The 12,064-nt window shown below is 65.5% G+C and carries 10 protein-coding genes; 3 read left to right on the forward strand and 7 right to left on the reverse strand.

What is annotated here, in order from left to right:
- The 5 genes from EPD66_RS05825 to EPD66_RS05845 all read right to left on the reverse strand — a co-directional run bounded on the left by EPD66_RS05825 (position 1) and on the right by EPD66_RS05845 (position 5,126).
- Positions 1–816, reverse strand: a complete 816-nt coding sequence (locus tag EPD66_RS05825) for an ABC transporter permease (RefSeq protein WP_142847542.1) — start codon at positions 814–816, stop codon at positions 1–3.
- Positions 813–1,727: an ABC transporter permease gene (locus EPD66_RS05830; protein ID WP_185961272.1), complete on the reverse strand. Its 915-nt coding sequence runs from the start codon at positions 1,725–1,727 to the stop codon at positions 813–815. Before EPD66_RS05830 ends, EPD66_RS05825 begins: the two co-directional genes overlap by 4 nt.
- Positions 1,705–2,850, reverse strand: a complete 1,146-nt coding sequence (locus EPD66_RS05835) for an extracellular solute-binding protein (RefSeq protein WP_142847543.1) — start codon at positions 2,848–2,850, stop codon at positions 1,705–1,707. Before EPD66_RS05835 ends, EPD66_RS05830 begins: the two co-directional genes overlap by 23 nt.
- On the reverse strand, positions 2,843–3,937 hold the full coding sequence (locus EPD66_RS05840; RefSeq protein ID WP_142847544.1) for an ABC transporter ATP-binding protein: 1,095 nt from the start codon (positions 3,935–3,937) through the stop codon (positions 2,843–2,845). The genes EPD66_RS05835 and EPD66_RS05840 overlap by 8 nt, the downstream gene beginning before the upstream one ends.
- A gap of 178 nt (positions 3,938–4,115) precedes the next feature.
- Positions 4,116–5,126 carry a LacI family DNA-binding transcriptional regulator gene (locus tag EPD66_RS05845; RefSeq protein ID WP_142847545.1) on the reverse strand — a complete coding sequence of 337 codons (1,011 nt, stop codon included), beginning with the start codon at positions 5,124–5,126 and terminating at the stop codon, positions 4,116–4,118.
- Between the two features lie 155 nt (positions 5,127–5,281).
- Here EPD66_RS05845 and EPD66_RS05850 point away from each other — a divergent pair, with 155 nt between their 5' ends.
- Positions 5,282–6,058, forward strand: coding sequence for an inositol monophosphatase family protein (locus EPD66_RS05850; RefSeq protein WP_142847546.1), 777 nt, complete (start codon positions 5,282–5,284; stop codon positions 6,056–6,058).
- 105 nt (positions 6,059–6,163) lie between these two features.
- Positions 6,164–6,415 carry a SemiSWEET transporter gene (locus EPD66_RS05855; protein ID WP_142847547.1) on the forward strand — a complete coding sequence of 84 codons (252 nt, stop codon included), beginning with the start codon at positions 6,164–6,166 and terminating at the stop codon, positions 6,413–6,415.
- Between the two features lie 9 nt (positions 6,416–6,424).
- Here the strand turns inward: EPD66_RS05855 and amt are convergent, their stop codons facing one another.
- Entirely contained in the window at positions 6,425–10,174 is a 3,750-nt protein-coding gene (amt, locus tag EPD66_RS05860; RefSeq protein WP_142847548.1) for an ammonium transporter, read from the reverse strand.
- Positions 10,175–10,456: 282 nt separating this feature from the next.
- On the opposite strand from amt, the gene EPD66_RS05865 reads away from it, so the two are divergent.
- Positions 10,457–11,626 (forward strand): PQQ-dependent sugar dehydrogenase, encoded by a 1,170-nt coding sequence (locus EPD66_RS05865; protein WP_142847549.1) that lies wholly within the window; start codon positions 10,457–10,459, stop codon positions 11,624–11,626.
- 54 nt (positions 11,627–11,680) lie between these two features.
- Here the strand turns inward: EPD66_RS05865 and EPD66_RS05870 are convergent, their stop codons facing one another.
- On the reverse strand, positions 11,681–12,022 hold the full coding sequence (locus EPD66_RS05870; protein ID WP_142847550.1) for a hypothetical protein: 342 nt from the start codon (positions 12,020–12,022) through the stop codon (positions 11,681–11,683).
- Positions 12,023–12,064 lie beyond the last annotated feature (42 nt).

Below are 12,064 nucleotides of genomic sequence, written 5' to 3' on the forward strand. Positions count from 1 at the left end.
TCAGCGGCCGACCTTGGACAGGACATCGGCACGCAGGAAGCGCTGCACCACCAGCATGAACAGGACCGACGGCACCAGCAGGATCAGCGCGGTAATCGAGGCGATCTGGTAATTGCCGGCCATGCTGGCGGTATAGAGAAGAAGCGGCAGGGTGGTGACCTCGGGCGCGCCGACGAAGAAGGTGCCGGTGAATTCGTCCAGGGATTCCAGGAAGACGAAGATGGCGCTCGCCATGATGCCCGGCAGGGCCAAGGGCAGCGTCACCGTCAGGAAGGCGCGCAAGGGTCCCGCCCCCATGCCGCGCGCGGCCTCTTCCAGCGAGCGGTCGATAGCGGCGAAGGAAGCCGTGGTGATCCATACCGAATAGACCAGGCCATGGACCGCATGGACCAGCACCACGCCGAGGATCGTGCCGTTGAGGTCGAAGCTGTAGAAGATGCGCGCCACGTTGATATAGACGGGCAGATTGGGAAAGGCCTGGGGCAGCAGGAAGGCCAGCATGATCAGCGCGCGCAGGGGCAGCTTCAGCCGCGCCAGGGCATAGCCCGCGGGCACCGACACCGCCAGGCAGACCAGCACGGTGAAACAGGCGATGGCGACCGAGGTGCCGAGCGAGGCCATGGCGTCGCCCGAGGGACGGAACACCACTTCCCAATAACGGGTGCCCCAGGTCACCGGCAGCTTGTACGGGAAATACCATTGCTCGGCGAAGGCCCAGAGCAGCAGATTGCTGATCGGCCCCAGGATGGCGAAGGCCAGGACCGCCAGGATGACGGCATGGGGCACGCGGCGCAGGGCAAGCGCGAGAGGGGTCATTTCGCACCCTCCTTGTCGATGCCGCGCCGCAGATAGATCCAGGCCACCGCGCCGGTCATCAGATAGGAGAAGAAACCGAGGGCATTGGCCGTGCCGTAATCGCCATAGGCATTGATGCGGAAAGCCATGTCCACCGTCATCATGGTGGGATGTCCGCCCGAAATCATCATGGGCACGGACAGGACCGACATCATGGTCACGAAGGACAGGATCAGCCCGACCACCAGCGTCGGCATGACCTGGGGCACGACGATCTGCACCAGCACCCGCAGACGTCCCGCGCCCAATCCGCGCGCGGCCTCGACGGTGGCGCGATCCAGGGCGGCCATGGCGCCGGCCACCAGCAATGTCACGAAAGGCGCCTGCTTCCAGACGAAGGTGATGATGATGCCCCGCCAATCCAGGAAGCTGGTGGTGTTGATGGCCTCGATCAGCCCCAACTCGGTCAGGGTATTGTTCATCAGCCCGTTCTTGGCCAGGAAGGTGCGCATGCACTGGGCCGCCACGATGAAGGGAATGAACAGCGGCCAGCGATAGAGAACCGAAAGAATTCGCACGGCCCAGCGCTGCTCGCCGAGCAGCAGATAGCCGCCGATCAGGATCGCCACCAAACCGATCAGGACCGTGGAGACCGAAACGATCACCAGGGTGAAGACCATGTCCCTGCTATAAAGCTCCAGCGCCTTGGCGAAATTTCCCAGCCCCAGGCCGCCTTCCGGCAGGGTGAAGGCCGAAATGAGGGAATAGCCCAGCGGGTAGATGAACAGCAGCAGCACCATCGCCAAAGCCGGCGCCACCAGGGCCAGGGGCAGCAGGCTTCGGACGGAAAAGCCCCGGCGCGAACCGGTCAGGCGGGAGCTTGCGCTCCCGCCCTGCCCGTGAACGGCGTCAGTTGGCGACGTGACGTTCATAAGCTTCGTTGATGTCGTTGAAGAAGGACGAGATCGGGAAGGCCTTGCCCTTGCTGGCCAGGTCTTCGGGCTTGATGTCGGTGAACAGCTTGTTCCAGGTTTCCGCGTCGAGATGCGCCTGGACATGCTGGGCATCGATGCCCGGATACCAGTTGAAGCGCTTGACGATGCCTTCGGCCTGGACTTCGGGGCTGGTCGCCATTTCGATGAACTTCTTGGCGAGGTCGGCATTGGCGGCCTTGGCCGGCACGGCGTAATACATCGGCTGGCCGGGCATGCCGGGCTCCAGGATGGTCAGCTTCAGGTTCGGCGGCAGCTTGCCTTCGGCCATCCAGCTGTAGAACATGTCCACCCAGACCGGGCCCATGGCGATCTCGCCGCGATTGAGCATGTCGAGCGTACCGGCATTGCCCGGCGTCAGGGTGACGTGGGTGTTGAATTCCTTCAGCTTGGACAGGGCATCGCCCCACTTGTCCTTGGCCGAGGCATCGTAGGGACCGGCCAGCATGGCATCCATGTCCGAGGTATTGGCGTACATCCAGCCATGGACGAAGGCGACGCCGGACATGCCGCCCTTGATGCCGTTATAGCCGAACTGGCGGGGGTTGCTCTTGGCCCAGTCGGCCAGCTCCGCATAGCTCTTGGGCGGGTTCGGGACCAGGGCCGGATTGTAGGCGATGGCCGTCTGGCTGTGGAACATGGGCAGGACATAGCCGGTGACATCGGCGCCCAGGGCGTTGCGCGCGGTGTCGCGGGTCGCCAGCTTGCCGGTAGCGATGTCGTCGCTGAACTTGCCCAGCAGCCCTTCTTCCGCCATCTGGCCGGCCATCTTCTGATGGACCACGGCCACGTCCACGTCCCAGTTGTCGCGGCCGGCGGCGGCCTGGGCCTGCAGCTTCTCGTAGATCTTCTGCGACCCGGCATCGCCCGGTCCGGTGCCGTTGGCGCGCACCGTCACGCCGGGATGCGCCGCTTCGAATTTCGGGCCGAGATAGTCGCGGATGTAATCGACCATGTTCTGGTCGCCCGCGGTGGCCACGTTCAAGACGGTTTGGGCCTGGGCCAAGCCCGGCACCGCCGCAGCCATGGCGAGGGCGGCAAAGGCAGCCTTCAAATTACGCATTGCAATGCTCTCCTCTTTCTCGCTTTTCCGGGTAAAGGTGAAGCGCCTGGACCGGGATGCTTAAGCGCACGTCGAGACCGGCCTCCAACCGGGCCTCGTCATCGACCATGATTTCACGGTCGCCCACGGCAACGGCGTAGCGGTAATGCCCGCCGGGATAGGATGTCTGGGTGATCCGCCCGCGCAGCATCAGGCTCTGCGCGGGAGCGGCCTCGTCGGGACGGTGCAGCCGCACCGAACCATTCCTGAAATGCGCCACCACCGGCCCCTTGGGCAGATCGGCCCCGGGCGGCAGCGGGGCCTGTTCGCTGAACGGCCCTGCGGCGATGACCGGACGGCCGTCCTCGGCCTCGGTGCGCAGATGCAGCACATTCTCCGCCCCCATGAAGGCCGCCACGAAAGGCGAACCGGGACGGTCGTAGATGTCTTCCGGCGTGCCCATCTGGGCCACCCGCCCCTGATCCAGGATGACGATGCGGTCGGCCATGACCATGGCCTCCTCGCGGTCATGGGTGACCAGCAGCGTGGTGATGCCGAGACGCCGCTGCAAAGCCTTGATCTCGTGGCGGACCTGAAGGCGGATGCGGGCGTCCAGGTTGGACAGGGGTTCGTCCAGCAGCAGCGTGGACGGATCGACGGCCAAGGCCCGCCCCAGGGCCACGCGCTGGCGCTGGCCGCCGGAAAGCTGCGTCACCGGGCGATCCTCGAGTCCGCCGAGATTCAGCATGGACAGGATCTCGGTGATGCGCTGGCGGCGCTCGGCGGCGGACTTGCCGCGCAGCTTCAGGCCATAGCCGATATTCTGACCCACAGTCATATGCGGCCACAAAGCGTAGGACTGGAAAACCATGGCCATGTCGCGCTTCTCGGGCGGCAGGCGGGTGACGTCCCGCTCCTTGACCCGGATGCTGCCCAGCGCCACCGGCTGGAAACCGGCGACGGCGCGCAGAAGCGTCGTCTTGCCGCAACCCGACGATCCCAGCAGGGCAATGAATTCACCCTGCTCCACCGTCAGGTCGATGCCGTGCAGGACGCGGTTGGCGCCGTAATCGACGCAAAGACCATGGATATCGAGAAAAGCCTTCATACCCTGCTGCCGTTGTCGTTGCCCCTCGTTGCCGAGGCCGCATACGTATGCAAAAATCTGCCGAAAAAAGCGCCCAAGGCGCTTCCGCTCTGCGTACGAAGCAGATCGGTGGCTTGGAGATAGCAGAAACGGGCAGAAGGTTTGGGTGAAGTTTTCGTGACTGGTTTATTCGTGACTGTTAAAGCCGGGCCGAGTTCCGCTTCACCAGGGTCACGTCCAGGATCACCTGTTCGGCCGTCCTGCCATGGTCGGACAGGCGGGCCTCCAGCAGGTCCACGGCATGGGTGACGATGCCGTCCACGTCCTGGCGCAGGGTGGTCAGTTCGTAAGCGGGCCAGGCCGCCATCGGGATATCGTCGAAGCCGACCACCGAGATCTCGCCGGGTACGTCCAGCCCCGCCGCCCGCAGGGCATCCAGCGCGCCGAGCGCCATCAGGTCGTTGGCGCAGAACAGGGCCTCGGGAAGCGGCGAACGCGCCAGCAGGCGCTGGGCGGCGGCACGCCCCCCCTCATAGCTGTAGCTTCCCTCCTCCTCGCCCGCCGGCTCCAGGCCGTGCCGCGCCAAGGCCTGGAGGAAGGCCGAGTGACGCTCGCTGTTGCTGTGGGTGTCCCGCCGCCCGGCGATGAAGGCGATGCGCCGATGCCCCGCCGCCACCAGGGCTTCGACGGCGAGACGGGCACCCCCGGCATTGTCGCTGCTCACGGTATCGACCAGTTTCTCGGCCCCTTCGTCGCCGATGCCGCGCCCGACCAGGACGACCGGCGTGCCGATGGCGAGACATTCCCGCGCCGTGGCCTCGGCAAAGCTGCCCGCCACCAGGATGATGCCGTCGATCTGGTATTGCAGCACCTCGAAGACCGCCGCATCGGCCGTCCCTTGCGGCGGCACATGGACCAGGAGCGGCCGCTTGCCGCGATCCTGCAGGCGGCTCGCCAGGCTTTCGAACAGGATCGGGTGGTAGGGGTTGCCCAGGTCGCCGACGACGACGCCGACCAGGCCGGTGGTCCGCGTGATCAGGCCGCGGGCCAGCATGTTGGGGCGATAGCCCAGGGCCTGGGCCGCCGCCAGCACCTTCTCCCGCGTCGCGACCGAAACGCTCGCCCCGGGGGTGAAGGTGCGCGAGACGGCGGACTGGGAAACCCCGGCCCGCCGCGCCACATCCACCGATGTCACCTTGCGCTCGACCATTCCACTCGCCCCGTTCCATCGCTCCGTGCGAAGAATAGCCACTGTCCCCGCCGCCGCAACAACAGGGTGGGACTGACATGGAAGTGTCACTTGTATCCGCGCGGGGAAACGACACCCTCGCCCCGCCTTTTCCCGAAGAATTCAGGATGCCGCACATGACCACCGCCCTCGACCAGCGTTTCGTCCAGGCCTGCACGCTTGCCCGCGAAGCCGGTGCCCTGGCCCGCCACTGGTTCGAAGCCCCCGACCTGGAGGTCAAGGCCAAGGGGCCGCAGGATTACGTCTCCATCGCCGACCGCGCGGTCGAGGATTTCCTGGCGGCGCGCCTGATGGACGCCTTTCCCGAAGACTCGCTGCTGGGGGAGGAAACCGGCGGCGAGATCAGCGACAGCCTGTGGGTCGTCGATCCCATCGACGGCACCGCCAATTTCGTCCGGGGCCTGCCGCATTTCTGCATTTCCATCGCCTATGTCCACAAGGGCGAGATCGAGATCGGGGTGATCTACGCCCCCATGACCGACCTGCTCTATGCCGCCCGCCGCAATGGCGGCGCCACGCGCAACGGCCAGCCCATCCGGGTCAGCGCGTGCAGCGACATGACGCAGGCCGCCATCGAGGCCGGCCATTCCAACCGCCGCCCCAACAGCGAATACATGTCCCTGGTCGGCGGCCTGTGGGAATCCGGCGCCTCCGTCCGGCGCTGCGGGTCGGGCGCCCTGGGCATGGCCGAAGTGGCCGACGGTCGCAGCGACGGCTATTGCGAATTGCACATCAATGCCTGGGACGTGCTGGCGGGCATCCTGCTGGTGCGCGAGGCCGGGGGCTGGACCAATGATTTCCTGGCCGGGGACGGCCTGCGCCGGGGCAATCCCATCCTCGCCTGTCCGCCCGGCCTGGCCGCCGAACTGCGCCGCGTCACCCGTCTTGCATAGCTATGCAAGATTAACAGAAACATCACATCGCCTTTTCCGCGTCTCGCCTATATCTGGGCGTCCGGCCAAACCGGCCGGGCGTTCAACGCGCAGATTGAGCCCAGAATGCTTGCGGAATCCATTGGCGCCCTCGCCGGTATCCTGACCACTCTCGCCTTCCTGCCGCAAGTGATCAAGGCTTGGCGCACCCGGCAGACGCGGGACATCTCCCTGACGATGTTCGTCACCTTCTGCCTGGGGGTCGCCCTGTGGCTGGTCTACGGCCTCATGCTGAATGCCTGGCCGCTGATCGCCGCCAACGGCATCACCCTCGTCCTGGCCGGAACCATCCTGGCCCTGAAACTGCGGAACGGATAGGCAAGGCCGTCACGCCTCCTGCAATGCCGACCTCTCCCGCCAGGACAAATGCAGGTCGACATAATCGCGGGCCGGCAGCGGCTTGCTGAACAGGTAGCCCTGTGCCTTCTGGCAGCCCAGATCGCGCAGGAATCCCAATTGCGCCTCGGTCTCCACGCCTTCGGCCACCACCTCGATCCCCAACCCGGAGGCCATGTTGATCATGGCCTTGACCATGGCGCAGTCGCCGGCGTCGCCGGGAATGTCGGCGATGAATTCCTTGTCCAGCTTCAAGCGATTGATAGGCAGACGCTTGAGGCGCGAGAGCGAGGAGTAGCCCTTGCCGAAATCGTCCAGCGCCACCTCGGTCCCCATGTCGTTGAGTTCCGACAGCAGGGCATAGCTATGGGCTTCGTCGGCCATGATGCTGCTTTCGGTCAGTTCGACGGAAATACGCTCCAGCGCCACCCCGGCCTCGGTCATGATGTCGCGCAGGATATGGGGCAGCGGGATGCGGTGATGTACCTGCTTGGGCGAAACGTTCACCGCCACGCGCAGCCGCCCCAGGCCCAGGGCATCCCACTGGCGGATGTCGCCGGCCACCGCGCGCATGATGTATTCGCCCAGCGGCACGATCAGATTCATCTCCTCGGCCAGGGGGATGAATTCGTCGGGCTGGATCAGGCGGCCCGACGGGTCGCGCCAGCGCACCAGCGCCTCGACTCCGACGATGTCCCCGGTGGCGATGTCGATCTGCGGCTGATAGGCCATGAACAATTCCTTCTCGGCCATGGCCCGGCGCAGATCCTTCTCGAACTCGGCCCGACGCGCCACCCGGGCATTGAGGTCGGCGGTAAAGAACTGCCAGTTGTTGCGCCCCTCGTCCTTGGCCAGATAGAGCGCCGCATCGGCATGACGGGTGATGGTCTCGGCATCGCTGCCATCGGCGGGGAATAGGGCGATGCCGATACTGACCGAGACATGGGCGTCGCCGCCCGGCACCGGCACCGTCTGCGCCACGGAATGGATGATGTTCTGACAGATGGTGTTCAGGTCCTCGAGACGGCTGACGCGGTGGAGGATGATGGTGAATTCATCCCCGCCCAGCCGGGCCACGGTGTCCGAGGCCCGCACGCAGGCGCTCAGGCGCCGTGCCACCACGCGCAGCAATTCATCCCCGGCATGATGCCCCAGCGTATCGTTGACCAGTTTGAAGCGGTCGAGATCGAGGAACAGCAGCGCCCCGCCCTCGCCGGTCCGTCCGGCCATTTCCAGCGCCTGGTGCAGGCGGTCCTTGAACAAGCGGCGGTTGGGCAGGCCGGTGACCTCGTCGAAATTGGCCTTGCGCCAATCCGCCTCCTCGCGCTTCTTGCGCTCGGACAGGTCGGTCAGGATGCCGATCTGGTGCCGCACCGTGCCGTCGGTATCCCGCACCAGGGACAGGGACAGCCCCATCGGCACCAGTTCGGCATTCTTGCGGCGGATCATGATCTCGCCGGTCCACTGTCCCTGTTCGGTGACGCTGCGGCGGATGCCGTCATGGAATCCGGGATCGTGACGGCCCGAGGAAATCTGCTGCAGGTCCAGCCCCCGGATCTCGCGAGGGATATAGCCGGTGATGCGGCAGAAGGCGGAATTCGCCTGTTCGATGGCGCCATGGGCGTCGAAGATCAGGATCGGCTCGTTGGTGGATTCGAAGACCGAGGCCGACAGGCGCACGGCATCGGCGGCGCGCCGGGCGGAGGTGATGTCCTCGACCAGCAGCAGGACCATGGCCTCCGAGAAGCGGGCCATGGAAATGCGCGAGATGGCGACGCGCGCCCAGATCATCATGCCCGAACGGCACAGGCAGCGCAGCTCGCGCAGCTTCTCCGTCTCCTTGCCATGCATGACGGCGCTGACGTCCTCCGTCAATCCCGGCAAATCCTCGGCATGGACTATCTCGGCCAAGGGCGGCAGGTGCGCCGCCCCGTTCTCCTGCTCGATCATGCGCAGGAAAGCGGGATTGGCATCGGCGATCCTGCCCGAGGGATGCAGCACCACCATGCCGAGGGCGGCATTCTCGTAGACGGCGCGGAAGCGTTCCTCGCTGGCGCGGATCTCGTTCTCAGTCCGCTTGCGTTCGGTGATGTCGCGGAAGGTCCCGATGATGAATTCGGAATTGGACGACCGGGCCAGGGTCAGCAGGGCCTCCAGTGGAAAGATGGAGCCGTCGGCGCGGCGGCCCTGCACCTCGCGGTGCCGGTCGCCGAGATCCATCGCCACCAGCATCGACGGCACCAGATCGGCCATCGTCATGTCCAGCAAACTCCGCCCAGGATAGCCGAACATGCTCTCGGCCACCGGATTGTGGAACAGCACCCGGCGGTCCACCCTATCGAAGATCAGGATCGCGTCATGGGCCGTGGCGATGATGGCCTGGATGCGCGTCATCGCGTCTTCCAGACGGTCCATCACGTAATTGTAGCGCCCGCCGATCTGCCCGACCTCGGTGAAGGGATCCTCGGGCACGCGCAATGACAGGTCGCCGGTGCGCGCCTGCTTGTTCATCACCTCGTAGAAATCATGCATTTCCGTGCGCGCGCCATGCTCGGCCACGTTCAGCCCCACCACTTCCTCTTCCGCCGTGACACGCAGCGGCATGAAGCGCGCCAGCACGCGCAGCCCGAGATAAGGCAGCACGAACGCCATCAGCGCCGTCGCCAGAATGCCCTGGACCTGGACCTGAAGCTGGCCGAACATGGACAGGCCGGTATCGAGGCGCTCGGGAATGCCGAACAGGGCGACGGCGAGAATGCCCCAGATCCCCGCCCCCAGATGCACCGGCACCGCCCCCACGGCATCGTCGATGCGCGCCCGCAGCATCAGCGCGTCCAGCGCCAGGCAAAGACAGGCACCGATGGCTCCGATCATCACGGCGGAGGCCGGGGTGACGGCATGGGCGCAGGCGGTGATGGCGACCAGTCCCGCCAGGATGCCGTTCAGCATCGGCGGCACCAGCGGCAGGCCGGACATGCGCCAGCTGATCAGCAACGCCGTCGTGCCCCCGGCGGCGGCGGCCAGCGAGGTGTTGGTGACGATCATGGCGATGCTGTCGTCCAGCTTCAGCGTGCTGCCGCCGTTGAAGCCGAGCCAGCCGAACCACAGGATCAGGACGCCGAAGGCGGTCAGAGGTAGGTTCGAACCGGCGATGTCGCGTACTTCACCATCGGGGCCGAAACGCTCGGCACGCGGCCCGATCACCAGCAGCAGCGCCAGGGCGAACCAGCCGCCGACGCTGTGCACCACCGAGGACCCCGCCCAATCGACGAAGCCCGCCGCCCCCAGCCAGCCGCCGGACGTGCCGGTGTCCAGTCCGTTCCATGCCCAATGCCCAGCCACGGGATAGATCACCGCGGCGATAATGCCCGACACCAGCACATAGGCGATGAAGCCCATGCGCTCGGCCACTGCTCCCGAGACGATGGTCACGCAGGTGCTGCAAAACATCGCCTGGAACAGGAAGAAGACCAGGGCGAAGGGCGTCTCTTGCCCCTGAAGGAAGAAACGCGAGGAGCCCACGAGACCGAACAGGCTGTCGCCGAACATGATGGCAAAGCCGATGGCCCAGAAGGCCATCATCGAGACCACGAAGTCCACGGCGTTCTTCATCGCCACGTTGATGCTGTTCTTCGACCGCGTCAGTCCTGCTTCGAGACATAAAAAACCGCCCTGCATGGTCAGCACCAGGGCGGCGGAAATCACGATCCACAAGATGTCGAGCAGGCCAGGATCGGGCATGGGCAGCACTCCCTTAGTCTCAGTGCGGGCATCGTTTCCTCTGCCTATTTTATGCACTGACTTTGCCACTGCTTAATTTGTAGGCTTCTTTGCCCTGCCTCCGCCACCCATCGAAAGACCTATATTCGCACATCGATCTATACCCAAGAGCATAAGGCGCCCCCGCCCGAACCGGACGGTTCCGTTGAAAATTTCCTTTCCTGTCTCGACATCCTGGTTCGCGGCGTCCCCGACGCCCAACCGGGACGCCACGAATTCAAGGTCTACAGCGGAACAGAGATCATGATCAGGAACGCCCTTCGCCTTGCCATCGCCGCCCCCCTTGTCGTGGTGGCCGTCACGCCGGCATGCGCCGTCGATCAGGTCATCGACAGCGAGCGGGGACCGTTGCATGTCTCGACTTTCGCCGACGGCCTCAACCATCCCTGGGGCCTGACCTTCCTGCCCGACGGCACCATGCTGGTGACGGAACGCGAAGGCAGCCTGCGCCTCGTTGCGTCCGACGGCAGCCTGTCGGCACCCATCGAGGGCGTGCCCGAGGTCGACGCGCGGGGCCAGGGCGGCCTGCTCGACGTCGCCCTGCATCCCGACTTCGCGGAAAACGGCTGGGTCTATCTCAGCTATGCCGAAGCCGGGGAAGGCGGAAACGGCACCGCCGTGGCGCGCGGACGGCTAGAACACGAGGGCACGCCGCGCCTGACCGATGTCGAGGTCATCTTCCGCCAGCAGCCCAAGCTGCGCGGTACCTCGCATTTCGGCTCGCGCCTGGTTTTCGACAATGACGGCTATCTCTGGGTCACGCTGGGCGAACGGTCCGACCGCGCCTATCGCGACATGGCCCAGGACCTGAACACCCATCTCGGCAAGGTCGTCCGCCTGCACGACGACGGCTCCGTCCCCCAGGACAATCCCTTCGTCGGTCGCGACGACGCCCGGCCGGAGATCTGGTCCTACGGCCACCGCAATCCCCAGGGCATGGCCCTGCATCCCGAAACCGGCGAGGTGTGGATCCACGAGCACGGCCCGCGCGGCGGCGACGAGATCAACATTCCCCGCCCCGGCGAGAATTTCGGCTGGCCCATCGCCACCTACGGCACCGAATATTCCGGCGCCACCATCTTCGAGGGGGATAGCTTCCCACCGGAATTCACCAGCCCGCTCTATCACTGGACGCCGTCCATCGCGCCGTCGGGCATGGCCTTCTATACCGGCGACGCCATTCCGGAATGGCGAGGCAACATGCTGGTCGGCGCCCTGGCCCACCGCATGCTGGTGCGCCTGGAACTGGACGGCACCGCCGTAACCCATGAAGAGCATCTGTTGGAAGACCTGGGCGAGCGCATCCGCGACGTGCGCGTCGGCCCGGACGGCGCGGTCTATCTGCTCACCGATTCCAGCTCCGGAGAGATCCTGCGCCTCGCCCCCACCGAGGGCCGCAGCGCAGGCGAATAAGCGCCTCCGCTTCCCTTTCGTCTCCGCAGGGGGACGGAAGGGAAGCCGCCGGGCTCAATGCAATTCCTGCCAGACCGTCGCCTCCGGCACAGCCAGAGCGCGATCCTCCGCCAGCCCCAGCCGCGCAAGGGCGCGGTGCCACAGCGGCAGGGCCTGATACCAGGCCGACATGCGGCAGAGATAATAATATCCCTTGTTGCTGAGCACCCAGCGCTCCACCGGATCATCCTGCCCGTGCAGCGGCCAGATCAGGTGGTTTCGCCGCAGGAAATCGTAGGCGAGATACGCATAGGGCGCGCCGGGAAGATGAAATAACAGGGCCACATCGCCGAATTTCTTCAATTCCTCGCCCTTCTCCAGGGCCTTCAGGCAATCCAGCACGACGATTTCGAACATGGTGGTAGCCTCGCAGCAACAGCTGCCGCCGCCATCCGGCAC

The organism is Telmatospirillum sp. J64-1 (assembly GCF_006980715.1).
Classification (GTDB): domain Bacteria; phylum Pseudomonadota; class Alphaproteobacteria; order Rhodospirillales; family Magnetospirillaceae; genus Oleiliquidispirillum; species Oleiliquidispirillum nitrogeniifigens.

Excerpts from the sequence above, each read along its gene's own strand:
- EPD66_RS05850 (WP_142847546.1), top strand. The coding sequence starts at position 5,282 with ATGACCACCGCCCTCGACCAGCGTTTCGTCCAGGCCTGCACGCTTGCC.
- EPD66_RS05845 (WP_142847545.1), bottom strand. The coding sequence starts at position 5,126 with ATGGTCGAGCGCAAGGTGACATCGGTGGATGTGGCGCGGCGGGCCGGG.
- EPD66_RS05870 (WP_142847550.1), bottom strand. The coding sequence starts at position 12,022 with ATGTTCGAAATCGTCGTGCTGGATTGCCTGAAGGCCCTGGAGAAGGGC.
- EPD66_RS05855 (WP_142847547.1), top strand. The coding sequence starts at position 6,164 with ATGCTTGCGGAATCCATTGGCGCCCTCGCCGGTATCCTGACCACTCTC.
- EPD66_RS05840 (WP_142847544.1), bottom strand. The coding sequence starts at position 3,937 with ATGAAGGCTTTTCTCGATATCCATGGTCTTTGCGTCGATTACGGCGCC.
- EPD66_RS05825 (WP_142847542.1), bottom strand. The coding sequence starts at position 816 with ATGACCCCTCTCGCGCTTGCCCTGCGCCGCGTGCCCCATGCCGTCATC.
- amt (WP_142847548.1), bottom strand. The coding sequence starts at position 10,174 with ATGCCCGATCCTGGCCTGCTCGACATCTTGTGGATCGTGATTTCCGCC.
- EPD66_RS05830 (WP_185961272.1), bottom strand. The coding sequence starts at position 1,727 with ATGAACGTCACGTCGCCAACTGACGCCGTTCACGGGCAGGGCGGGAGC.
- EPD66_RS05865 (WP_142847549.1), top strand. The coding sequence starts at position 10,457 with ATGATCAGGAACGCCCTTCGCCTTGCCATCGCCGCCCCCCTTGTCGTG.
- EPD66_RS05835 (WP_142847543.1), bottom strand. The coding sequence starts at position 2,850 with ATGCGTAATTTGAAGGCTGCCTTTGCCGCCCTCGCCATGGCTGCGGCG.